The sequence below is a fragment of the Janthinobacterium sp. GMG1 genome, from assembly GCF_034427795.1.
GTDB lineage: Bacteria > Pseudomonadota > Gammaproteobacteria > Burkholderiales > Burkholderiaceae_D > Janthinobacterium.
Genome location: NZ_JAXQNT010000017.1, coordinates 39414 through 64301, shown reverse-complemented (window position 1 = coordinate 64301; position 24888 = coordinate 39414). Strand labels below are relative to the sequence as shown.

The 24888-nt window shown below is 62.7% G+C and carries 19 protein-coding genes; all 19 read right to left on the bottom strand.

What is annotated here, in order from left to right:
- Positions 1-171 precede the first annotated feature (171 nt).
- Complete coding sequence (locus SJI03_RS27780; RefSeq protein WP_034780949.1) at positions 172-519, bottom strand: STAS domain-containing protein; 348 nt, start codon at positions 517-519, stop codon at positions 172-174.
- 52 nt (positions 520-571) lie between these two features.
- Complete coding sequence (locus SJI03_RS27775; RefSeq protein ID WP_322429328.1) at positions 572-1207, bottom strand: ABC transporter substrate-binding protein; 636 nt, start codon at positions 1205-1207, stop codon at positions 572-574.
- 72 nt (positions 1208-1279) lie between these two features.
- Complete coding sequence (locus SJI03_RS27770) at positions 1280-2161, bottom strand: VacJ family lipoprotein (protein ID WP_322429327.1); 882 nt, start codon at positions 2159-2161, stop codon at positions 1280-1282.
- Entirely contained in the window at positions 2158-2628 is a 471-nt protein-coding gene (gene mlaD, locus SJI03_RS27765; protein ID WP_070219660.1) for an outer membrane lipid asymmetry maintenance protein MlaD, read from the bottom strand. Before mlaD ends, SJI03_RS27770 begins: the two co-directional genes overlap by 4 nt.
- A 79-nt stretch (positions 2629-2707) precedes the next feature.
- Positions 2708-3490, bottom strand: a complete 783-nt coding sequence (gene mlaE / locus SJI03_RS27760; protein WP_034780952.1) for a lipid asymmetry maintenance ABC transporter permease subunit MlaE — start codon at positions 3488-3490, stop codon at positions 2708-2710.
- Positions 3487-4296, bottom strand: a complete 810-nt coding sequence (locus tag SJI03_RS27755; protein ID WP_034781028.1) for an ABC transporter ATP-binding protein — start codon at positions 4294-4296, stop codon at positions 3487-3489. The genes mlaE and SJI03_RS27755 overlap by 4 nt, the downstream gene beginning before the upstream one ends.
- A gap of 259 nt (positions 4297-4555) precedes the next feature.
- Positions 4556-6019, bottom strand: a complete 1464-nt coding sequence (locus SJI03_RS27750) for a glutamate synthase subunit beta (protein ID WP_099379205.1) — start codon at positions 6017-6019, stop codon at positions 4556-4558.
- A 79-nt stretch (positions 6020-6098) separates the two neighbouring features.
- Entirely contained in the window at positions 6099-10799 is a 4701-nt protein-coding gene (locus SJI03_RS27745) for a glutamate synthase-related protein (RefSeq protein WP_099379204.1), read from the bottom strand.
- A gap of 194 nt (positions 10800-10993) precedes the next feature.
- Positions 10994-11701 (bottom strand): transposase, encoded by a 708-nt coding sequence (locus SJI03_RS27740; protein ID WP_322429326.1) that lies wholly within the window; start codon positions 11699-11701, stop codon positions 10994-10996.
- Between the two features lie 153 nt (positions 11702-11854).
- On the bottom strand, positions 11855-12535 hold the full coding sequence (locus SJI03_RS27735) for a response regulator transcription factor (RefSeq protein WP_034780956.1): 681 nt from the start codon (positions 12533-12535) through the stop codon (positions 11855-11857).
- Between the two features lie 138 nt (positions 12536-12673).
- Entirely contained in the window at positions 12674-13801 is a 1128-nt protein-coding gene (locus SJI03_RS27730) for a PAS domain-containing sensor histidine kinase (protein ID WP_322429325.1), read from the bottom strand.
- 49 nt (positions 13802-13850) lie between these two features.
- Positions 13851-16955 carry a DEAD/DEAH box helicase gene (locus SJI03_RS27725; protein WP_322429324.1) on the bottom strand — a complete coding sequence of 1035 codons (3105 nt, stop codon included), beginning with the start codon at positions 16953-16955 and terminating at the stop codon, positions 13851-13853.
- A 209-nt stretch (positions 16956-17164) separates the two neighbouring features.
- Positions 17165-17653, bottom strand: coding sequence for a YbjN domain-containing protein (locus SJI03_RS27720; protein ID WP_322429323.1), 489 nt, complete (start codon positions 17651-17653; stop codon positions 17165-17167).
- A 27-nt stretch (positions 17654-17680) separates the two neighbouring features.
- The gene (locus tag SJI03_RS27715) at positions 17681-18370 is read right to left on the bottom strand and encodes a hypothetical protein (RefSeq protein ID WP_322429322.1); all 690 of its coding nucleotides are present in this window, start codon (positions 18368-18370) and stop codon (positions 17681-17683) included.
- Positions 18371-18379: 9 nt separating this feature from the next.
- Complete coding sequence (locus SJI03_RS27710) at positions 18380-20116, bottom strand: putative porin (protein ID WP_322429321.1); 1737 nt, start codon at positions 20114-20116, stop codon at positions 18380-18382.
- 36 nt (positions 20117-20152) lie between these two features.
- A complete protein-coding gene (locus tag SJI03_RS27705) occupies positions 20153-20869 on the bottom strand; it encodes an energy transducer TonB family protein (RefSeq protein ID WP_289914063.1) in 717 nt (238 codons plus the stop codon).
- A gap of 10 nt (positions 20870-20879) precedes the next feature.
- The gene (locus tag SJI03_RS27700; RefSeq protein WP_034753784.1) at positions 20880-21290 is read right to left on the bottom strand and encodes an ExbD/TolR family protein; all 411 of its coding nucleotides are present in this window, start codon (positions 21288-21290) and stop codon (positions 20880-20882) included.
- A 13-nt stretch (positions 21291-21303) separates the two neighbouring features.
- Positions 21304-23085: a DUF2341 domain-containing protein gene (locus SJI03_RS27695; protein ID WP_322429320.1), complete on the bottom strand. Its 1782-nt coding sequence runs from the start codon at positions 23083-23085 to the stop codon at positions 21304-21306.
- A 56-nt stretch (positions 23086-23141) separates the two neighbouring features.
- Positions 23142-24779, bottom strand: coding sequence for a ShlB/FhaC/HecB family hemolysin secretion/activation protein (locus SJI03_RS27690; protein ID WP_322429319.1), 1638 nt, complete (start codon positions 24777-24779; stop codon positions 23142-23144).
- Positions 24780-24888: the final 109 nt, after the last annotated feature.

Genomic DNA, 24888 nt, shown 5'->3' with positions numbered 1-24888 from the left:
GTTGCCGGAGACATCCAGGCCGGCAGGCCGGTGCAGGGCGCCGCCTTCAGGCGAGGACGGCGCAACAGTCAATTATAGTTGGAAAATTCGTGGAACACTTGGAGATCAATCCGGCGGCGCTGCTGGCCTGCCGGCTTGAAAGCTACTGCTGATGCGGGGAGTGGGACAGGATCAATGATGATGCAGGTCGGACGGGCTGCGTTCGGCGTGGCCGCCGGCGCTGGCGCAGTCGTCGGCGCTCAGGGTGCTCGAAACGAGCGAGCACACGCCATACAGCTTGGTGAGGTTTTTCAGGTTGTTCGGCAGGTTTTTCAGCTCCAGCACGCCGCCGGCATCCTGCGCGGCGCGTTGCCACGTCAGCATGACGGAGACGGCTGCCGAATCGACGGCCTTGACGTTGCGCAAGTCAAACTTCGTCTGCCCCGAGCGAATGGCGTCCAGACCCTGCTCCAATGCCGAAGTGGCATTGTGCACGGTCAGGGAAGTCAGGGACTGCAAGGTGTCGAGAGAGTCTGGCATGGCGTCGGGCTGCGCTGGTCTGGAACTGGGTCAGGAGCTATATGATAGCCGATTATTTGGCTTTGGCAGCGGGACGGCTGGCCAGGGCCTTGTTTTTCGCCGACAAGGTCTTGATCAGGCCATCGACGCCGCCCTTGCTGATCTCGCTGGCAAAGCTGCTTTTGTAGGTTTCCACCAGCCACGCGCCCAGCACGTTGATGTCATAGATCTTCCAGCCGGACGGGGTTTTCGCCACGCGGTAGTTCAGGGGCACGGGTTCGCCGCGCGCCACGTTCACTTGCGAGCGCACTTCCACTTCCGTGTCGCTAGGGTCGGCGCGCAGCGGCTTGAATTCCACGGTTTCGTTCTTGATCTGCGACAGGGCGCCCGAATACGTGTAGATCAGCAAGGTGCGAAATTCCGCGGCCAGCTGCTTTTGCTGGTCGGGCGTGGCATCGCGCCAGTGGCGGCCGGCGGCCAGGGCCGTCATGCGCTGGAAATCCACGTACGGCAAGATCTTGCTTTCCACCAATTCGGTGACGCGCTTGATATCGCCAGCCTGGATGGCCTTGTCGTTCTTGGCCGTGTCGATCACGTCCTGGCTGATGCGTTTGACCAATACGTCCGGCGCTTCCACGGCGGGGGCGGCCTGGACGGCGGTGGCAAAAGCGATGGTGGCCATCGCCAGCAGTTGTTTCATCAATTTCATGGTTCTACCTTTCATGGTGTTGCTATGCACCGGCTGGCGTTGATCGCAGCCGTGGTGTTCCTGTAGCGGAGTTTACTCCTGCGGCTTGGTCTCGGCGGCAACGGTATTGCTACCAGATGTTACGAGGTCCGCGGGTGTCACAACCGCGGCGGCCGTGGCCGCAGGGACGTCGCTGGCCGGTTGCGGTTTTGCCTCGTACTCCGGCTCATAATCGCTGGTGTCGTTTTTTGGCACTTTGCGGTCGCGGCGATCCGTATCGCCATCGAAAACCTTGCTTTCGCGCGCCTGCAGGAAGCCGTCGCGGATGAATTCATAACGGTCCAGCGCGGCCGCTTCCATCAGGTTGGTCGCGTCGAGCAGCGCGGCGCGCTTGTCGACCACGCGCGTCACCGTGCCGATATTGCGCACATTGACCGGATCCTTGTAGCGCCATGGGTCGCCCGTGATATCGAGCGGCAGGGCCACCGTGTCGCGCACGGTCGATGGGCCCAGCAGCGGCAGCATCACGTACGGACCAGGCTGGACGCCATACCAGCCCAGGGTCTGGCCAAAATCTTCGTTATGCTTGGGAATGCCCGCCTGCGACGCGATGTCGATCAAGCCGAGGATACCGAAAGTCGAGTTCATGCTGACGCGCACGACGTCTTGCAAGCCCGCCTCGCCCTTGCCTTGCAGCAAGTTGTTCACGGCGCTCCACACATCGGACAAGTTGCCGAAGAAGTTGCCCACGCCCGTTTGCACGAACGATGGCGTGACCGTCTTGTAGGCCGTGGCGACCGGTTTCAGGGCCACCTGGTCGACGGTGTCGTTGAACTTGAACATGGCGCGGTTGTAACCCTCGAGCGGGTCGCGCGGATTGGTGCCGGTGGCGCAAGCGCTTACGCTGGCGGCGATGGCCAGGGCCAGGCCGATACGCGCCAGGCTGCCTTGGGATTGCTTGGTCGACTCGCTCATTTGCTGTCCTTTCCTTCCGCTGCCTTGCTGTAGATGAACTGATTGATCAGGTCTTCCAGCACTGTGGCCGATTGAGTACGGGCAATCTTGTCGCCCTCTGCCAGGTTGGCCAAATCACCGCCTGCTTCCAGGCCGATATATTGTTCACCCAGCAAACCGGCCGTCAAAATCTTGGCCGAGCTGTCTTTCGGAAATTTGTAGCCATCTTCGATGTCGAGTTTCACCAGCGCCTGGTAGGTCTTGTCGTCAAAGCGGATCTCCGCCACGCGCCCCACCACCACGCCAGCACCCTTGACCGGCGCCTGCGGCTTGAGGCCGCCAATATTGTCGAACTTGGCCGTAATGGTATACGTCTTGCTGAAAGACAGCGAGCTCATATTGCCGGCCTTGAGCGCCAAAAACATCAATGCCGCCACACCCAGCAAGACGAACAAGCCGACCCAGACATCCAAAGATTTACGTTGCATAAACAATCCTAAATAATTTTTACTTGCTGCCGCCTGCGCAACATCTTGCCCAGGCCCGCTGTTTGTCGCTGATCGGCAATTACTTGCTAAACATCAACGCCGTCATCATGAAATCGAGCCACCACACCATCAACGACGAGATGACCACCGTGCGCGTGGTGGCGCCGGAGACGTCTTCCGGCGTCGGCTGTGCCTGGTATCCCTGGAACAGCGCGATGAAGGTCACCGCAATACCGAACACCAGGCTCTTGATGGTGCCATTACCCACTTCTTTCCAGACATCCACGCCGCCCTGCATCTGCGACCAGAACGAGCCTTCATCGACGCCGATCAGCACCACGCCGACCAGGTAGCTGCCGATGATGCCGACGGCCGTGAAGATGGCACCCAGGATCGGCATGGCGATCACGCCGGCCCAGAAACGGGGCGCCAGCACGCGCTGGATCGGGTTGACGGCCATCATTTCCATGGCCGACAATTGCTCGCCCGCCTTCATCAGGCCGATTTCCGCCGTCAGCGAGGTGCCCGCGCGGCCGGCGAACAGCAGCGCCGTGACGACCGGACCCAGTTCGCGCGTCAGGGACAGCGCCACCAGCAAGCCCAGCGACTGCTCGGCGCCGTACGTGGTCAAGGTGTAATAGCCTTGCAAACCCAGCACCATGCCGACAAACAGGCCGGAGACGGCGGTAATCACCAGCGAGCGGTTACCGATAAAAAACAGTTGCTCAATCACCAGGCGCGGACGGCGCCACAGGCCGCCCGACGAGGCGATGATGATGAAAAACGACCGCACGGCGAAGCCGAGGTCTTGTACCGAATTGCGCAACCATGCGCCGATCGCCGCCAGGAAACGCGCGATCATCGGCCGCCCCCCGTCTGCAGGCCCAGGTCGTCGGCCAGCGACTTGCCCGGGTAATGGAACGGCACGGGACCATCGGCCTCGGCATTGACGAACTGCTTGACGTACGGATGCGTCGACACGGCCATCTCGGCCGGCGTGCCGTGCGCCACGATCTTGCCCGATGACAGAAAATAGACATAATCAGCGATGGCGAAACACTCCTTCACATCATGCGATACCAGGATAGACGTGGAGCCCAGCGCATCGTTCAGATTGCGGATCAAATTCGCCGTCACGCCCATGGAAATCGGATCCAGGCCGGCGAACGGCTCGTCATACATGATCAGTTCGGGGTCGAGCGCGATGGCGCGCGCCAGCGCGACGCGGCGGCCCATGCCGCCCGAGATCTCGGCCGGCTTCAATTGCGCCGCATTGCGCAGTCCCACGGCGTGCAGCTTCATCAGCACCAGGGTGCGGATCAGCTCTTCATTCAAGTCCGTGTGTTCGCGCAGGGGGAACGCCACGTTTTCGAACGCCGTCAAATCCGTAAACAGGGCGCCGTGCTGGAACAGCATGCCCATCTTGCGGCGCAGCTGATATAGCTCGTCGGTTCCCAAGGTATGCACGATCTGGCCGTCCACATTCACGGAGCCGGAACTGGGGCGCAACTGCCCGCCGATCAGGCGCAGTACGGTCGTCTTGCCACTGCCGGAGCCACCCATGACGGCCACAACTTTTCCACGTGGGAAATCCATTTGAAGGCCCGATAAAATCGAACGTTCTCCATAGGCAAAGTGTAAATCACGGATCTCAACAAGATTTGGCACGACGAAGCTCACTATTTTAATGGCGTATTGTAGTGCAGAAACGCCAACCTCTGCTGAGACACCCCTAGGGACAGCCCCGTAAAGGGGAAGAATACAACACTAATGAATCGAAAGTCAGATATTGTAGTGGAAATTTGGCCCGCACATCGCGTCCCTGCCCGATCGCCTTCGCCGCTGTTGACTTGACAAGTAAAAATAACAAAGGCCACGTCGCGATCCGCGCCGTGGCCCTGGCAAAAAACGAACAATTGCTCGTTAATTAGCGCGGCAGCAGGGATGCCCCCATCAGGAACTCATCGACGGCGCGCGCGCACTGGCGTCCTTCGCGGATGGCCCAGACCACCAGCGACTGGCCACGGCGCATGTCGCCGGCCGCAAACACCTTGGCCACCGACGTCTGGTAGCAGCCAACGCCGTCTGTTGTTGCCTTGACATTGCCGCGCGCATCCGTATCGACGCCGAACGCTTCCAGCACCTGTTGCACAGGGGAAACAAAACCCATGGCCAGGAAGACCAGATCCGCTTTCATCTCGAATTCCGAGTTCGGCACTTCGCTCATCTTGCCGTCTTTCCATTCAACGCGGCAGGCGATCAGCTTTTCCACCTTGCCGCCCTTGCCTTCGAAACGCTTGGTGGCCACGGCCCAGTCGCGCTCGCAGCCTTCCTCGTGCGAGGACGAGGTGCGCAGCTTGGTCGGCCAGTATGGCCAGACGAGCGGCTTGTTTTCCTGTTCCGGCGGCTGCGGCATCAGTTCGAACTGGGCCACCGAAGCGGCGCCATGGCGGTTCGAGGTGCCGACGCAGTCGGAACCCGTGTCACCGCCGCCGATCACCACCACGTGCTTGCCCGTGGCCTTGATCTGGTCCTTGAGCTTGTCGCCCGCGTTGACCTTGTTTTGCAGCGGCAGGAAATCCATGGCGAAATGCACGCCTTTCAGTTCGCGGCCCGGCACGGGCAAGTCGCGCGGCTGCTCGGCGCCGCCGGCCATGATAACGGCGTCAAATTCCTTTTCCAGGTCTTCCGGGAAAATGGTTTCCTTGGCCCAGTTGTTGACGTGGGCCGGGAAATCCTTGCCCACCAGCACGCTGGTGCGGAACACGACGCCTTCGGCTTCCATCTGTTTCACGCGCAGGTCGATGTGCGACTTTTCCATCTTGAAGTCGGGGATGCCATAACGCAACAAACCACCGACCCGGTCGCTCTTTTCAAACACGGTGACGGCATGGCCGGCGCGCGCCAGCTGCTGCGCCGCCGCCAGGCCGGCAGGACCGGAACCGACGATGGCCACTTTCTTGCCGGTACTGAAAGGGGCCGGCTGCGGCGTGACCCAGCCGTGTTCCCAGCCCATGTCGATGATCTTGTGTTCGATCGACTTGATGCCGACCGGATCTTCATGGATGCCCAGGGTGCAGGCCGATTCGCACGGCGCCGGGCAGATGCGGCCCGTAAATTCCGGGAAGTTATTTGTCGAATGCAGGATGTCGAGCGCTTCGCGGTAGGCGCCGCGGTACACCAGGTCATTCCAGTCGGGAATGATGTTATTCACGGGACAACCCGTGGTGCAGAAGGGAATGCCGCAATCCATGCAGCGCGCGCCTTGCACGGTCGCTTGCGCGTCCGACAGGTGCAAGACGAATTCCTTGTAGTTCTTCAGGCGCGCGGCAGGCTCCAGATAGTGTTCGTCCTGGCGCTTGAATTCCATGAAGCCGGTAATTTTACCCACGATGTTTCCTTTGTATTTGGCTGGCGGGGAGCGGCTGGGCCGCTCCCTGGTCATTCATTTGGCAATGAGCTTAGCTGGCTCAGGCGGCGACGGCTTGCACTTCCATGGCGGCGTCAGCTGCCATTTCAATCAGTGCGCGCTTGTATTCGTTCGGGAAGACTTTCACGAACTTGCCACGCGCCGCTGCCCAGTCGTCCAGCAAGACGCGGGCGCGCGTGCTGCCCGTGTGCTTGAAGTGACGCTCGATCAGGCGCTTGAGGATGACCTCGTCGGCTTCCGGCACGCCATCGCGGTGCTGCGTATGCCAGGCATCGCGGTCCAGGTGCTGTTCACCGGCAGAAACCACCTTGTCCAGGCTGACCATGGCCGTGTTGCACTTGCTGGCAAAGTCGCCCGCCGGGTCATACACATAGGCAATGCCGCCCGACATGCCGGCCGCGAAGTTGCGTCCCGTATTGCCCAGGACCACGACCGTGCCGCCCGTCATATATTCGCAGCCATGGTCGCCCAGGCCCTCGACCACCGTGGTGGCGCCCGAGTTGCGCACGGCAAAGCGTTCGCCGGCCACGCCATTGAAGAAGGCTTCGCCGGCGATGGCGCCGTACAGCACCGTGTTGCCGATGATGATGTTGTCCACGGCCCAGCCACGGAATTCCGTATTCGGCCGCACGATGATGCGTCCGCCCGACAAGCCTTTACCCACGTAGTCGTTACCTTCACCCACCAGGTCGATCGTAATGCCGTGCGCCAGGAAGGCGCAGGCCGACTGGCCCGCCGTGCCTTGCAATTGAATGTGGATGGTGTCGTCCGGCAAGCCGGCGTGACCGTATTTCTTCGCCACTTCGCCGGACAGCATGGTGCCCACCGTGCGGTTCAGGTTGCGCACGGGCGAGATGAAGGAGACGCGCTCGCCCTTTTCCAGCGCCGCGCGCGCTTGCGCGATCAGCTTGTGATCGAGCGCCTTTTCCAGCGCATGATCCTGGAACTCCACGTGGCGGCAGGCTTGGCCGTCCGGGGTTTCCGGCTTGTAGAAGATGGCCGAGAAGTCCAGCCCCTGCGCCTTCCAGTGCGAAATTGCCTTCGATTTGTCCAGCAAGTCGACGCGGCCGATCAGTTCATCGTACGTGCGGATGCCCAGCTGCGCCATCAACTGACGGGCTTCTTCGGCCACGAAGAAGAAATAATTGACGACATACTCAGGCTTGCCCGAGAACTTGGCGCGCAGCACCGGATCTTGCGTGGCCACGCCCACCGGGCACGTATTCAAGTGGCATTTGCGCATCATGATGCAGCCTTCGACCACCAGCGGCGCCGTGGCGAAACCGATCTCGTCGGCGCCCAACAGAGCGGCGATGACCACGTCGCGGCCCGTCTTCATCTGGCCGTCGGCCTGCACGCGGATACGGCTGCGCAAGCCGTTCAAGACCAGCGTTTGTTGCGTTTCGGCCAGACCCAACTCCCACGGCGTGCCCGCATGTTTCACGGACGACAGTGGCGAGGCGCCCGTGCCGCCGTCATGGCCGGCAACGACCACGTGGTCGGCTTTCGCCTTGGTGACACCGGCAGCCACCGTGCCGATACCCACTTCCGACACCAGCTTCACGGAGATCGAGGCGCGCGGATTGGCGTTCTTCAAGTCATGGATCAGCTGCGCCAGATCTTCGATCGAATAGATGTCATGGTGCGGCGGCGGCGAAATCAGGCCCACGCCCGGCACGGAAAAGCGCAGGCTGGCGATGTATTCGGACACTTTATGGCCAGGTAACTGACCGCCTTCGCCCGGTTTCGCACCCTGCGCCATCTTGATCTGGATCTGGTCGGCCGAGTTCAGGTAGGCGGCCGTGACGCCGAAACGTCCCGACGCCACCTGCTTGATGCGCGAGCGCATGGAATCGCCTTCCTGCAGCGGAATGTCGACGACGATCTGCTCGGCGCCCACGACGGAGGCCATGGTGTCGCCCTGGCGGATCGGAATACCCTTCAATTCCTGCATGTAGCGGTTCGGATCTTCGCCGCCCTCACCCGTGTTCGACTTGCCGCCGATGCGGTTCATGGCCACGGCCAGGGTGGCGTGCGCTTCCGTGCTGATGGAACCGAGCGACATGGCGCCCGTGGCAAAACGCTTGACGATTTCCTTGGCCGGTTCCACTTCGTCGAGCGGGATGGCCTTGGTCGGGTCGAGCTTGAACTCGAACAGGCCGCGCAGGGTCAGGTGGCGACGGCTCTGGTCGTTGATGATTTGCGCATATTCCTTGTAGCTGGAGAAATTGTTGCTACGCGTGGAATGCTGCAGCTTGGCAATTGCATCCGGCGTCCACATGTGGTCTTCGCCGCGCACGCGGAACGCGTATTCGCCGCCCGCGTCGAGCTTGTCCGCCAGCACGGGATCGTTGCCGAAGGCCAGCGCGTGCAGGCGCAGCGCTTCTTCCGCCACTTCAAACACGCCGATGCCTTCCACGTTCGAGGCCGTGCCCTTGAAGTATTTGTCCACCAGCGACTTGTTCAAGCCGATGGCTTCGAAGATTTGCGCGCCGCAGTACGACATATACGTCGAAATGCCCATCTTCGACATGACCTTCATCAAGCCTTTGCCGACCGCCTTGGTGTAGTTGTAGATGGCTTTGTCGCCCGACAGGTCGCCCGGCAAGCCGTGTGCCATCTCGACCAGGGTTTCCATGGCCAGATACGGGTGGACGGCTTCCGCGCCGTAGCCGGCCAGCAGAGCGAAGTGGTGCGTTTCGCGGGCCGAGCCCGTTTCCACGACCAGGCCGGTGGAGGCGCGCAAGCCCTTGCTCACCAGGTGCTGGTGCACGGTCGAGGTGGCCAGCAGCGCCGGGATCGCCACCTGGTCCGCGCAAATGGCGCGGTCCGAGACGATCAGGATGTTGTGGCCCGACTTGACGGCGTCGACAGCTTCCGCGCACAGCGAAGCCAGGCAGGCTTCCACGCCTTCCTTGCCCCAGGCCAGCGGGTAGCAGATGTCCAGTTCGTAGGACTTGAACTTGCCGCCCGTGTGGGCGCTGATGTTGCGCAGACGGGCCATGTCGTCAAAGCCCAGCACGGGCTGCGCCACTTCCAGGCGCATCGGCGGGTTGACGTTGTTGGTATCGAGCAAGTTCGGTTTCGGACCGATGAAGGACACGAGCGACATCACCATCGCTTCGCGGATCGGATCGATCGGCGGATTCGTCACTTGCGCGAACAACTGCTTGAAGTAGTTATACAAAGGCTTCAATTTGTTCGACATGACGGCCAGCGGCGAGTCATTGCCCATCGAGCCCGTCGCCTCTTCGCCGGCCACGGCCATTGGCGCCATGAGGAATTTCAAGTCTTCCTGCGTGTAGCCGAACGCTTGCTGGCGATCGAGCAACGATGGCTGCTCTTTTTCGCCTTGCGCGCGGTCCAGCTTGGCTTGGCCTTCGGCCATCTTGATCTCGTCGAGCTTGATGCGCACCGAGTTGATCCATGCCTTGTATGGCTTGGCGTTGGCGTAGGTGTTTTTCAGTTCCTGGTCGTCGATGATGCGGCCCGCTTCCAGGTCGATCAGGAACATCTTGCCAGGCTGCAAGCGCCATTTCTGGATGATTTTCGATTCCGGGATCGGCAGCACGCCCGATTCCGACGCCATCACCACCAGGTCGTCGTCCGTGACGATGTAACGTGCCGGACGCAAGCCGTTGCGGTCCAGGGTGCCGCCGATGTGGCGGCCATCCGTAAACGCCATCGCGGCGGGGCCATCCCACGGTTCCATCATGGCCGCGTGGTATTCATAGAAGGCGCGGCGGTTGTCATCCATCGTCGTGTGGTTTTCCCACGCTTCCGGAATCATCATCATCATCGCCTGGGCGATCGGGTAGCCGGCCATCAACAGCAGTTCCAGCGCATTGTCAAAGCACGCCGTGTCGGACTGGCCCTCATAGATCAGGGGGAACAGCTTTTGCAGGTCGTCGCCCAGCACGGCCGACTTCATCACGCCTTCGCGCGCGCGCATCCAGTTGAAGTTGCCTTTCACCGTGTTGATTTCGCCGTTATGGGCGATCAAACGGTAGGGGTGGGCCAGCGGCCATTCCGGGAAAGTATTCGTCGAGAAACGCTGGTGCACCAGGGCCAGGGCCGAGATGCAGCGCGCATCCTGCAAGTCCTTGTAGTACACGCCCACCTGGTCGGCCAGCAGCAAGCCCTTGTACACAATAGTACGGGCCGACATCGACGGCACGAAGAATTCCTTGCCGTGCAGCAGCTTCAAGGCTTGGATGGCGTGGCCCGAGGATTTGCGGATCACATACAGTTTGCGCTCGAGCGCGTCGGTGACCATGATGTCCGGACCGCGGCCGATGAAGATTTGGCGAATGACGGGTTCCTTGGCGCGCACGGTGGGCGACATCGGCATGTCCGTATCGATGGGCACGTTGCGCCAGCCCAGCACGACCTGTCCCTCGATGCGCACGGCGCGTTCGATTTCCTGTTCGCAAGCGATGCGCGACGCATGTTCCTTCGGCAAGAAGACCATGCCCACGCCATATTCGCCAGGCGGCGGCAATTCCACGCCCTGCTTGGCCATTTCTTCGCGGTAGTACTGGTCAGGAATCTGGATCAGGATGCCGGCGCCATCGCCCATCAGCGCATCGGCGCCCACGGCGCCCCGGTGATCGAGGTTTTTCAGTATCAGCAAACCCTGTTCGACGATCGAATGGGTCTTGTTGCCCTTGATATGGGCGACGAAACCGACGCCGCAGGCATCGTGTTCATTGGCTGGGTCGTACAGGCCTTGCGCTTTCATGGGCTTCTCCGCTGCATATGACTATCGAAAAACTAGAGTAGTGCAACGCAACAAAAAACTCAACCAGAATAATTAGGGTCGGAGTCGAATTAAATTCGATTCCGTCGCTCTAAAAATTTAATAGGGACATAGTCGCGGCAATTTCAATAAAAGATAAGAAAGGAACCATTTTCTGTTTTAAATGCGAATGGGTTTCAATTAATGTCCGCCTCGGCCACGATTTTGCGGGGACGGCCCCGCTTGGCCGGCAGCACTTGCCGCTGCATTTTCTGCTCCAGCGCCTGCTTGAACGCGTCGGAACCGAGCGGCCAACCCTTTAATACAGCCTGTTCCACCACTTTCACCTGGCTGCTGCCCAGGCCTTGCTCGCACAGGTGCAGATAGGCCGCTTCGCGGTCGAACGGCGTGTTTCCCAGCGCCCAGTACAGCGCATGGTCGGTGATGACGGGATCGGGACGCACGCCCGCATGGTGGGCATAGCTGGACCAGTTGTAATCGAGCGCCTGGCCCGCCAGGCCCGTTTGCACGGGTACGCACTCCAGGTAGCGGCAGCACATGAGGAAGAAATTGTCGGGATCGATGACGGAAGTTTTGTAGCGTCCCTGCCACAAGGCGCCTTCGCGGCCGTATTTCTGGTTGAAATACGGGACGTAATAGCGTCCCAACCATTGCATCAGCTGCCCCAGGCCCGTCGCATCGGCTGGCGTGGCCAGCAAATGTAGCTGATCAGGCAATAAAACATAGGCGTGGATGGCCACCTTGAACATTTTCGCCCCCGTTTTCAGCCAGGACTGGAATTGCGCGTAGTCCGCCGCGTCCTGGAACACGGGCTGGCGGTTGCTGCCGCGCTGGATCACGTAATGGGGCAGTGCTGGAATGATGAGGCGGGGCAAACGGGCCATGGCAGAATCGGTAAAGATAGGCTAAGGCCTTGATTTTACACACTTACTGCACAAGGCGCGACTCTGACCCTGTTTTATTTGAAATACTAGGAAAACCGGTTTACTCTGTCCCTTTTATTGCGCCGACCACTTGCGGGCGGCGCAACAAGATCATCAGGACAGGTTGAAACTGGCCGACAGGCTGTAGCCCTCGCCATACGCGCTGCGCAGCGGCAAGTCCTGGCCGAGGCCCGTCTTGGCTTTCTTGCGCAGGCGGTACACGAGCATGTCGACGCGGCGGCCCGCATCGGGATCTTCGCCGCCCATGCCGGCCACGATGACGTCGCGCGGCACGGGGCGGGTGTTGATGGTCAGCAGGTGCAGGAAGTTGAATTCCTTTTCCGTCAGGGCAATGACTGAACCCATTAATTCAAGTTGGCGGGCGCTTACTTTCAAGGTCCACTTGCCTGGCTCGGGCACGGGATCTTGCGGACCGACGCGACGGTCGAGCGCTTCGATGTGGGCAGCCAGTTCGGGGAATTTGATCGGCTTGGTGAGATAGTGGTCGGCGCCCAGGCGCAAGCCCAGGATGCGGCTGTCGAAAGCGACACGCCCCGTCAGCACCAGCACGCCGATTTGCGGATACAGCTGGCGCATGCGGGGGATGACGTTGAAGCCATCCTCATCGGGCAAGCCCAGGTCCAGCACGACCACGCCGACATTGCCATGGCTGAGCGCAGTCCACATACCGCCAGCGGAGCTGGTGATATGGACTTCGTGTTCGAGCTCAACGAGGAACTCCGCCATGTCTTCGGCGTAGTCGAGATTGTCTTCGACGATCAGTATTTTCGTCATTGCTACGCCATTCTTCCGTTAGTGAGCACACCGAGGGCAAACCATGCCATGCACTTCTACACCATGATGGACGGCACAATAGGTTTACGTCAAGGAATTATCACGGTTGCCTTCAGCGGAAGCAAGGCTTTTCCTTGTCTAGACAGGAAGCGGCAGCCAAATCCGGAAAAGTGCCCCGCCTTCGGGCAGATTATGCCCCTGCAAACTCCCGCCATGCACGTCCACCACGGCGCGCGCCATGTACAGTCCCAGGCCCGCACCGGGATGCGTGGCATAGGTTCCACGGAAACCTTTCTCGAACAGCCGCACCAGTTCTTCTTCCCGCAAGCCAGGCCCCGCATCGCGCACGCACAGCGCCACGCCGCCCTCGGGCACCAGCCTGGCCGACAAGGCGATGGCGCTGCCCGGCGGGCTGAACTTGACGGCGTTGTCCAACAGGATTTTCAGGCACAGGGCCATGCCGGGCACGTCGCAGCGCAGCCGGGCCGGCAAGTCTTCGTCGAGTTCCAACTGCACGCGGTGGCTGGCCGGCACGGTGGCGGCCGCCTGCTGCAGCAAGGCCAGCGGCGCGATGCCGTCGGCGGCCCGCTCGCGGCCGATGGCCGCCATGCGTTCGGGTGACAGGTAGTCGTCGATCATGGACAACAAACGGTCGACGGCCATCTGGATTTTCACGTAGCGCTTGCGCGTGGCCTCGTCCGCTTGCGTGGAAGTCGAGACGAGCCGCTGGATGGCGCCGTCGATGGTGGCCAGCGGCGTGCGGAATTCATGCGACAGCATCGAGGCGAAGCGCTTCTGCTCCTTTTCCCGCTCCGCTTCCTGCGCCTGGACGGCGCTGACGTCGCGCACCGTGCCCGCCAAGGTCACGCCCCGCCCGGCCGCCGCGGGCACGATGCTCGAGCTGATTTCCAGCGCCAGCTGGTGGCCGTCGGCATGCGGCAATTCCACTTCACGCAACAGGGTCAAGCGGCTGGTATCGCCATCGCGCCAGCGCTGCAGCCGGGCCGGCACGTCTTGCGCCAGGCGCGCCGCGTGGCTCTGCAAGGCGGCCAGGTCATGGCCCGTCAGGCGCTGTGCGGCGGGGCTGATGTAGAGCAATTCGAGGGTGGTGGCGTCGAGCAGGAAAGCCGCGTCGCGGCCGTGCTCGGCCAGCAGGCGGAACTGCGTCTCGCCCGCCCGCGCGCGCAGCAGGGCGCGGCGCAACTGGACGAAACGCAGCGCCATGAGGATGACGCCGGCAAGCAGCAAAAGGAGAAAGGGCAGCATGCGGTATACCTGGCGAGAAAGAATCGCCAAGTATAAGCGCGCGGCGCCGTTAATCTTCCAGCGGGGCGAAAATCTGCTGCAAGTCTTCCTGCGTGAGGGCCATCTTCTGCGATTCGCCCTCGGCCAGGATCGATTGCGCCAGTTCCGATTTCTTTTGCTGCAGCAGCTGGATTTTTTCTTCCAAGGTGCCCTTCGCGATCAATTTGTAGACGAACACGGGCTTGTCCTGGCCGATGCGCCAGGCACGGTCCGTGGCCTGGTTTTCCGCCGCCGGATTCCACCACGGGTCGTAGTGGATGACCGTGTCGGCCGCCGTCAGGTTCAGACCCACGCCGCCCGCTTTCAGGCTGATCAGGAAGATCGGCACGGCGCCCTGCTGGAAGGCCGCCACTTGCGCGCCCCGGTCCTTGGTCTCGCCCGTCAGCAAGGCGTAGGGAATGTCGCGCGACTCGAGTTCTTCCTCGATCAATTCCAGCATGCTGGTAAATTGTGAGAACACAAGAATTTTGCGCCCTTCGTCGAGCAAGTCTTCCACCATCTGCATCAGGTCAAGCAGCTTGGCCGAACCGGCCGACTGCTTCTTCGCCGGCAAGGATTTCACCAGACGGGGATCGCAGCACACCTGGCGCAGTTTCAGCAGCGCTTCGAGGATGACGATCTGGCTGCGCGCCACGCCCTTCTTGTCGATTTCTTCGCGTACTTTTTGATCCATCGCAAGACGCACGGTTTCATACAGGTCGCGCTGCGGCCCCGTCAATTCCACCTTGCGCACCATTTCCGTCTTCGGCGGGAGCTCTTTGGCCACATTGTCCTTCGTGCGGCGCAGCAGGAAAGGCTTGATGCGGCGGTTCAACAGCATGCGGCGCAGCGGATCGTCCTGGCGCTCGATCGGATGGCGGAACTGGGTGTTGAACGTCTTCTCGTCGCCCAGCAAGCCCGGCAGCAGGAAGTGGAATTGCGACCACAGTTCACCCAGGTGATTTTCCAGCGGCGTGCCGGATAAACACAGGCGGTGGCGCGCGCGCAGCAGGCCCGCGCTTTGCGCCGCCTTGCTGCGCGTATTCTTGATGTAATGCGATTCGTCGAGGATGACCAGGTGGAAATCGTGCTCGCGCAAGGTTTCCTCATCGCGCGGCAACAGGGCGTAGGTGGTCAGCACCAGGTCGCATTGGTCGATCTGGTCGAATTGCTGGGCGCGGTCCTTGCCCTGCAGCAGCAGCACCTTCAGGCTGGGTGCAAATTTTGCCGCCTCGTCCTGCCAGTTGCCCATCAAACTCGTCGGTGCGATCACCAGCGCCGGATGCGTCAAACGGCCCGCTTCCTTTTCCACCAGGATATGCGCCAGGGTCTGCACGGTTTTACCGAGTCCCATGTCATCGGCCAGGATACCGGCCAGGTCGTGGTCGCGCAGGAATTGCATCCACGCCAGGCCATCGGCCTGGTAGTCGCGCAAGGTCGCCTGCAAGCCGGCTGGGGCCGCCACTTTTTGCACGGAACCGAACTGACTCAGCTTGCGGCCCATGGCGCGCAACTGCTCGCCGCCCGTCCACTGCATCTCCAGGCCGCGCGCCAGCTCTTCCAGGCGTGCCGCATCGAGGGTCGACATGCGCACGGCATGTTTGATCTTGTCGCTGAAATACAGTTCCCCCAGCGTGTTCAGGATGGGGCGCACACGGCCCCACGGCAGGGCCACGCGCGTGCCATCCGGCAAGGTCGCCAGCATCTGGTCATCGTCGGCATGCGCTTCGATGACTTTCGGGTTGAAATCGTTGGGCGCGTTGCGGATCAGCTGCACCAGCACGGGCAGCAGCGGCACTCTTTCGTGATTGACGACGATGCCCAGTTCCAGCTCGAACCAGGCGTTGCCACTGTCCGGGTCCTGGTCGTCGATTTCCGCATACCAGTCGCCCACGTCGCTCACGTCGTAGCGGTACTTGGCCGTCTTTTCCACGATCCAGCCCTGCTTCCGCAAGGCGTCGATGCCGGACTCCGCAAAACGCAGCCATTCCGCCTGGGAAGGCAGTTGCAGGGCCCCCTTCAAACCGCTCAAGGGCGCGGAGCCAGGCTTCTTGAATTGCAGCTCGGCCAGGGTGGCCAGCGCGCGCGCTTCGTCGACCGTATTTCTCTGGATAATTTCCGTCACCTCGCCCACTTGCCGCACCACGCGCTGCGACGGGTCGAACGAAACGCGTTCCCCATCGTAGTCGTAGGACAGCACGGCGAAGTCGCTCCAGCGCTGCGCGCTGCCATCGGCCAGCATGGCGCTGTCGAGCAGCAAGACCGGTTGCGCCGGCACATCCTTGCGCAAGCGCTGCGGCAGCGGCTGCGGCAGCGGCATCAGATGCTGCAAGCCCTGCGCCAGCAGCAGTTGCGACACGCGCACCTTGTCGTTCGCGTTCAACGGCGGCGCCTGTGCCACCAGCGCCTGCAAGTCGGCCAGGGAAATATCGGAGCCGCCCTGGTTCAGTTCCAGCACGCCGCACGACAGGTTGTCGATGTACCACGGCGGATCCGTGGGCAGCATGTAGTCGATCTGGTCAGCGCCATGGTGCTTCGCGCCTTCCGGCGGGTCCACTTGCCAGCCCAGGCGCATGGTCTTGCCTTCGTCGCGCCAGAACAGGCGCGCGGGACGCACGGGACCTTCCTTCAACGGGTACACGAGACCATTGCCGACGTCAGCCCAGGAATTGGCCCACAACAGTTTATCTTGCTCGGCCAGCATTTTCAGCAGGGCCGCGCCCACCTTGCCCTTCGGCTCCGTGGCGCTGCCCGTCTGCGAATTTTGCCCGCTGCGCATGGCCACGAAGAAACGCACGAGGTCTTCATCGGCCGGCGTCAGGAATGTGGGCGGCGCCGACAGCAGCGAGAAGATCTCGCTGATGGGACTGGCCGCCGCCACGTCGCCATTCGGCCGCAGCCGCGCCTTGTACAGGCACAGGGCCACGTGGCGGCCACCGCTGGTGGGCGCCAGCACGTAGATCAAGCGATGCGCGTTGAGTTTGGGGTCCGGCTCGGCAATCGTCAGCACGGCTTTCGGATGGGCGGCAGCCTCCACCCGCTGCAGCCAGGTGGCGACGGCATACGGCAAAGGCGCTCCCGGCGCACTGGCCGGGGCAACTGGGGTTTCACTGGTTTCGTCGCGGGTAAAATCCATGGGGCGCATTTTTGTGTAAAGGTCGTATCCAAATCGGCAACAGGCAATATTATCCGCCATACAGCCGTTGCTGGCTTGATTCACACACGCTCTTTGAGCAGTTTTAATGCGCGATGCCTAAAAAATAAGTATTTAATACGACACTTGGGACCCGCAGGCGGCAAAAAAGGCCCGTCACGGGCCTTTTTTCACCGCCATTGTTCCGCTTATCAGGCCGGCACAGTTTCTTCTTCTGCCACGCTGACGGCCTCGACTACCGGTGCGGTGCTCGTATCGGCCGGCGTAAAGTTGCGCAAAAACAAGAAGAACTGGCCCATCATCTGCGTCCACAGTTGCAGATTGATATTCAGGTACTCGCGGCTGACGCCACCGGCGACCAGCACATCCATTTCCAGCACGACGAAATCGCCATGCTGGGCCACGCGGGCAAAACGCTTGCTGCGGTGCCATTCGGCCAGCAAGCCGGACGGCAAGTCGCCGCCCTGCACGCGCAGCGGGCAGCTCAGGGTCAGATCCGCATACTGGCCAGGCGCTGCTTCATTGCCCCACAGCACCTGAAAGCCGATGCCATGGCTGGCGCTGTGCAGGCGCACGACGCCGTCGTGTTCGATGCTGGTCACGGCGCAGCCGGCCGCCTTGATGGCCTCGGCCGTTTGTTCCGCGTTCAGGGTGGTCAGCAAGTTGTTGGTGTGTTCCATCGTCATTCCATTCATTTCAAAATAAAATTATTGGGGGGCCGGCGCGGGCGCGGCCGGTGTTTCTGTTTGACGCGCATCAAAGCGGCCCTGGTACAGCTGGTCGCCATACTGCTGGGCGATTTGCTCGAGTTTTACCCGGCTTTGCGCGGCGAACGGCTGGCGCGCCTGCATGACGTCCAGCACATTGAGACCCTCATACGCTTGCAGGATGTCCTGCCCGGCCGCATACAGCTGGGCATTCTTGCTTTCGCAGCGCGCCAGGGCGCCACGCCGGGACGTCACTTCGCCGTCGAGACGCGCACGCTCCGCTTCCAGCTGCTTGCCCGTGGCGGCCAGCTGCTCGCTGGCCTGGCGGTACTGCGCCAGGTTGGCCGTTGCCTCTTGCGCGGCGACAGCGCTGCGCTGTTGCTGCTCGCCCAGTTTTTCCCGCTGCGCGCGCTCCTGCGCCAGTTGCGACTGGCTGCGCGCCAGCTCCTTTTTCAAGCCATCGCTGGCAGGCGCGGCGGCAGCGGGCGCCGCCTTGGCGGCCGGTGCGCCCTTGGCTTTGAGCAATTCCAGCTCGCCGCGCGTCTGCTGCAGTTGCGCCGTGACATTGCGCAACTCGGCGCGCAGGCGCTCTTCCATGCTCTGCCCCTTCTGTCCCTGCGCCTGGGCCGTGCCGGCGGCCAGCAAGCTCAGCAGCAGCAAAGGCAAGCGCATTTTGTTGGATATCAACATCGTGGCTCCTTAAAAACGCGCGTTCAATTCGATTTGCAGGGTGTCGATCGACAGCGCCGAACCGAACACTTCGCGGCTCGACGTCCAGCGGCCATTCAGCCAGGTATTCTTGTCGAGCGCGTACGCGCCGCCCAGGTAGTAGCCGCGCGCGTTCGTGCCGCCCAGGTGGAAAGTGGAATCGTTGTAGGCGTCAGGCAAGGCATCCGGTTCGATGCGCTTGTAGCCAAGTAAAACATTCCAGTCGCCGCGCGCGGCCGGGCTGGCCTTGCCCAGGGTCGCCTGCAGCATGTAGGCATTGCCGCCGCTCCTGAAATCGGCTTGCGACACGCCGCCCGTGCCGCCGAAGTTGTTCATGATGCCGCCCTTGGCGCGCGCCCACATTTCATTCTTGTCGTAAGCCATGTTGCGCACATAATCGCCTTCGATGCGCAAGTCCGTGCCGCCCGCCACCTTGCTATCCCAGCGCGCATTCAGGTTGGCCAGGCGGAATTTCGAGGCCAGGCCCACGAATTGCGGCTGCGGGGTATTGGCCGGGTCCAGCGGGTTCAGGGCGATATTGCGCAACAGCATCAAGCTATTGCCCTTTTGCATGCTCGACGGACGCGACCAGTCCGTGCTGCAGCCATCGGCGCCCGCGTACAGCGCACACGGCTGCGAATACTCGCCGCTGATGTTGCGGAAGTTGTAGTAGGCCAAGGCGCCGCGCAATTGATGGTCGCTATTGATCTTCCACGACGCGCCCACTTGCGCACCGAGCAGCCACTTGTTTTCGCTGGACATTTTTGCCTGGCTGCGGCTAGGCGCATTGTCGGACGAATACTCGAGCGGAATCAGGCCCAGGGTACCGAAGACGGTAACGTCCTTGCTGTCGCCGAGGGGTTGCTGCACCTTGGCGGCGATGCCGTCGAAATTGAGTTCGCTGGAGAACAGTTCGTCGCCAGACACGAACGGGTTATCGAAGCGGCCCGCCGTCAGTTTCAGCCAGGAAGCGGGCTGGTACGACAGCCAGGCCTGGTCCAGCCAGATGTTTTTCTTGCCCAGGCCGCCGCCGAGGGTTTGCGTGGTGGACACGGGGCTGTCGTCATTGCCGCTGGCCAGGCGGATGCCTGCTTGCGTGGTGTCGGAAATGTCGGCCAGGATGCCCAGGCGGGCGCGCGCGCGCAGCAAGTGCTTGCGGTCTTCGCGCGTGTTGAGCAGCGCCGGCAGGGCCAGGTTGGTGTTCGAATTGACGTCGTAGCCGCTGCCGCTGTTGAGCGAGCGCCAGTCGATCTCGATATTGCTGTTGGCCATGTCGTAGTAGCGCGATTCGTAACGCGCGCGCACATCCCCTTCCAGGCGGATGCGCTTGGTCCAGGCCGGCGTTTCATTCGGCGCCGCCCAGCCGCCCGCCTTCGCTTCAGCCATGACCTGGCCCTTGATCTCGTCGCGGATCTGCTCGCGCACGGTTTGCGAAATATACGGCACGCGCACGTCGCCCGGCTGTACCTGCGCCAGGGCCGCCGGCGCGGCAGCCGGACGGGCTTGCGCTTGCGCCAGTGCTTCGCTCTGCGCCTGCGCCAGCAGCGCCTCGCCGGCATCCTTGTTCAGGGCGCCGCTCTGGATCAGGCCGCGGATCAGTTTGACCATGGTGCTGTCGGCCGGTGCCGTCTGCGCTTGTACCGCGCCTGCCGCCACGCTCAGGGCCAGGGTAGCCAGCGCCAGCGGAAGGCGGCGCAGGTGCTGTGAGGGAGAAAATAAGGAATTCATCGCTTCTTTCGGTAAATGAGGAATTAGTTCATGCGCTTACGGGCGCCGACCTTTAATGGAAACGCGGGCCGGAAAACGCAGGGACGCCGGTGGCCGCTCGTCGGCGCGGAAATCGCGCACCATGGCCAGCACTTGCTCATCCGTCTGCGCATTGCCTGTGCCTTGCACCAGCTGCACCTTCGTCGTCTTGCCTTCCGTATCGAGCCACAGGTCGACGCGGATGTCGGCAAACGCCAGCTGGCGCGTGCGCGGGTCGCGGGCAAAGGCCAGCTGCAGCGCGTTGGCTACATAGCGGCCATACGATCCCGCGCCGAGGCCGCCGCCACCGCCGCCACCCGTCATGCCGCCGCCGCGCCCGGCCTGGATGCCGAAGGCGTCGCTGCCGGCCTGCGCCGCGCCGTCGATGGTGACGGGGTCGCCCTTGTCCGGCGACGGGCTTTCCGGCGCGTCATCCATGGGCTTGTCGGCCGGCGTCGGTTCCGGCTCCGACACTTCCGGCACCACCTTGTCCGGCGTCGGTTCCGGCAGTTTTTCCGGTTCCGGCGGCGGTGGCGGCGGTGGGGGCAGCATCAGCATGGGCGGGGCTGCCACTTCGCGCTTGGTGGCCGCCGTGTCCGACAGCAAATACCAGACCAGCGCGGCCAGCGCGCCGGCCAGCAGCGCGCCGCCGGCCACGCCGCCCCAGCGGCGCCACCACTGCGCCGCGCCCGACGGTTCCGAGGCGGCCATCTTCATCATGTCGTCACGCTTCACCTTGCGCTCCTCATGCCGGCTTGCCGGTCACCAGGCCCACCTGGTTCAGGTCTATGCGGCGCAGCAAGTCCAGCACTTCGACCACTTTCGCGTATTGCACGGCAGCATCGCCACGCACGATCACGGGGAAGTCGGGCGTCAGGGCCTTCTCCGTGCGCAAGCGCTCTTCCAGCTCGGGCAAGGTGACGGGATAGGCGTCGAGGAAGACCTGGCCCGCGTTGTCGATGGTGATGGCCTTGGTCTTCGGTTTTTCCAGCGCCATGGCCGAACTGGCCTTGGGCAGGTCGACCTTGATGCCGGGAATGCTGGCGTTGCTGGTCAAGATGAAGATCACCAGCACCACCAGCAGCACGTCGACGAAGGGCGTGATGTTGATGCCGCCGCTACGCTTGCGGGGGGTAAACTTGGCGGAGGTGGCCATGGTTATGCGCCCCTCACGCCTGTTGCAGCACGGGACGCATCTGGCGTCCGTCGCCCTGCTCTTCAGCCAGGCGCGTGGCGAATTCATCGACGAAGACGGCCATATCGGCGACGATGGCGTCCGAACGCGACGACAGCCAGTTGTAGCCGAACAGCGCGGGAATCGCCACACCCAGGCCGGCAGCCGTACACAGCAGCGCTGCCGCCATGCCCGGCGCCACCGAGTTGATATCCACGGCACCGGCCATGGCCGCCACGACGAACACCAGCATGATGCCGATCACGGTGCCGAACAGGCCGACGTACGGCGCGCCTTCGATGGTGGTCGACAACCAGATCATGCGTTTCGACATGCGTTCGCTTTCGCGCACCATCACGCCATCCATGGCGGCGCGGATGGCGCCGATGGTCGCGTTCGACACGGCGTTCAAGTCGTAGCCGCGGTCATGGCGGCGGCGCATCTCGTCGATGGCCACGTCATACAAACGCCACAGCGAGGAATCCGTCTTCACGGAAGCGCTCAGCTTGCCGTTGCGCGCCAGGTGGTCCAGCGGCGCGCCGGCCGCTTCGTGGAACGACAGCATGAATTGCGCATTGGCGCGCGAAATGGCGCCATAGCTGCGGCCCTTGCCGATCATGATGATCCACGACAAGACCATCATCAGGCCCAGCACGCCGACGACGATCCACGCGTCGAGCGGCATGGCGGCGATGATGAAGCCGAAATGGCTCTTGCCCGCTTGCTGTTCATCGGCGCCAAACACGGCCAGGCGCGATTCGGAACCTTGCGAAACGGCGTCAGCCAGCAGCAGGGCGTCGGCGCGGGCCGTGCGCGACAGGCGCAGCTCGTCGATGGCGCCCGTGAAATTGTTCAGGGTGGAAGTACCGGCAGCGACCGGCGGCGCATCGGCGCCCACCGAGGCGGCGGTGGTGAACGCTGGCAGCGCGGTGGCCAGCGACACGGCCGGACGGCCGCCCACGTACAGGGCCACGTTGTTCTTGTCGGCCTTGACGGCCAGGTGCGACCATTGCGCGGCCTGGATCGGCTGGCCGGGCTTGCTGCGCTGGCCATTCACCTGCACGAAAGGCACACCCTGGTCCACGCCGATCAGCAATTCATTGGCGCCATCGCGGCGTGCATACAGCACTTGCTGCGGGCCCAGGTTATCGGGACGTACCCAGGCGGAAAAGGTGAACGGCGCGCCGGCGGCCAGCGCCAGCGAAGGCGAGGCAGGCAGCATCAGAGGTGCCGTGCCCAGGCGGGCGCCCGCGCCGATGACGGAACCATCGAGCGCCGGCACGGCCGTCTGGGCATGGTTGCCGTAGGCAGTGCTGTCGCGCGAAGGCACGCCAGGCTCGGTGAAGTGGTACACGAGGCTGTAATCGGGGTCGAACGTGCGCTGGCCATTGCCGGAAGCGGGCGCCTTCGGATTACCGTAGTACATCCACAGCTGCTGCGGCGTACCGGCCGTCAGGGCCGGCACATCGACCCAGATCAGGGCGATGCCCAAGAGCGGGTTGAACTGTTCGATCTGGTGGTTCAGCACCGTTTTATCGTCGCCCGCCACGAAGCGCAGGTCGGCGCCGTTGTCGCTGACGCCTTCGAAGTTGAAGTTACCCGAATGCAAGCGCAGCAGCACGGGAATGCGGCCGGGATCGCCGCCCACGGCGCCCGCCTTCGGGCCCGCGTCGACGGTGACGGGTTTGCGGTAAGCCCAGTCGGGCTGCCACCAGGCATGCGCCAGGCCGGGAACGAGCGTGCCCAGGATCGTGAGCAGAAAAAGAAAACGTTGCATGACAGTGATTCTCCGAAGAAAAGTCTAAAAAAGTGCAGTGCTGGTGAGCTGGCCCGTCAGTAGCTGGCGGACAGGTTGAAATTGATGCGGCGCACGTGTTTGTGCGTGCGCGGGCCATCGCGCAACGGGTAAGCAAAATCGATGCGGCCATTCAGGTAGCGCAGGAACTGGAAGCTGCTGCCCACGCCCACGGAGGCCAGGCCGAACAGGTCTTTCTGCTCGATCATCGGATCGCGCAGGCGCAGGCGCGCGCCATCGGCAAAGGCAAACAAACGCCAGTTTTCCAGGCGGCTGAAATACGTCAGCTGGGGCGTGCGCCATTCGACCGTGCCCGACACGCCGTAGTCGCCCGTCGCTTCGGCCGACAGGTAGCCGCGCACGGAATTGGCGCCGCCGGCGGCCATCTGCTCGCCCGACACGAGCGCCGCATCGGCCAGCTGGCCCGACATGCGCCCATGCAGCTGCGCGCCGCTGCCCAAGGTATACGTGGCGTTGGCGTCGCCCTTCAGCACGAGGAAGCTGGGTGTAGCCTTGTAGCGCTTGTTGTCGTAGGCGGCGCTGTTGCTGCCGTAGCCGAACGCGGCGCGCGTACCGGCCACCAGCGACAGGCCCAGGCCGTAGGTAGCCGCATCCGTCTGCGCAAAGCCGTTGTAGGCCACGCTGAGCGGCACGTACTTGAGGGGAATGCTCGAGCCGGCGCCATTCAGTTGCAGCGCTTCCTGGTTATCCTTGAAATCGATGCCGGCGCTAAAGCTGTGCCACCAGACGCCGCTGTTGGGCACCGTGTAGTTGACTTTCATGCCCAGCGCGTGGCCCTTGCCCAGCACGCTGGTGCCGCCCGTGCTGGCCACATTGCTGTTCGACTGGTAGCCCGTCGCTTCCAGGCTCCAGCCCTGCGTGCCGATCGGCGCCACGTACGAGGCGGACCACACCTTGGTCTGGTTCAGGTCGCCCGGCGTGCCGAAAAAGCTGATGGTGGCGCTATGCCCCATCTGCCACAGGTTGTCGTGGCCGACCGACATGCTTGTGCGCAACTTTTTCGTATCGGCGCTGTAATCGTTATTCAAGCCCACGCTGGCGCGCCAGGGGCTGCTGTCCTCGACTTTCAAGTCCACGTCCATGGTGCCGGGCAGGCTGCCCTGCTTGACCAAGGGCATCACCTGGCGCTTGGGACCGCGGTTCAGGGCCGTCAGTTCCACCTGCGCCTGGGTAAAGTCGGGCACCTTGCCCTCCGTCAGTGCCGGCACTTGCTGGCGCACGTCGAGCGGCGAGTTGTATTGCGCACCGACCACGCGCAAGCGTCCCACCTTCGTTTCGCTCACCTGCAGCACCACCACGCCCTGCTCCACCTGCTGCTCCGGCAAGTCCACGTAGACGGACTGGTAGCCGCGGGCTTGATATGCCGCAACGAGGGCGTCGCGCGCCCCTTCCACGTCCTTCAGGGTGCGGCCCGGTCCCAGGAAGGGCGTGACCGCCTCTTCGATGGCACGCGCATCGAGCACGGTATTGCCACGCACCAGGTATTCCTCGATCGTCACCTGCCGTTCCGGCGCGGCCACGGGAGCGGCTGCCGGCACCGCGTCCTGCGCGCGCGCCATGCCGGGCAGCGCCAGCATGGCCAGGCACAGCATCGTCAAGGCGGTCGCGGGTGCCGCGGGTGCTGCCCCCTTGCCCTGTTTTTTCATCTCACGCATCTTCCATTCACCTTAAAATCAAACGGTTGCCCTGTGTTGCGGCGCTGGGCCGGCGTTTTTTTGTTGCTAATGCTGATCTACTGATGCCTAGACAGCCGCCGCGCGCGGC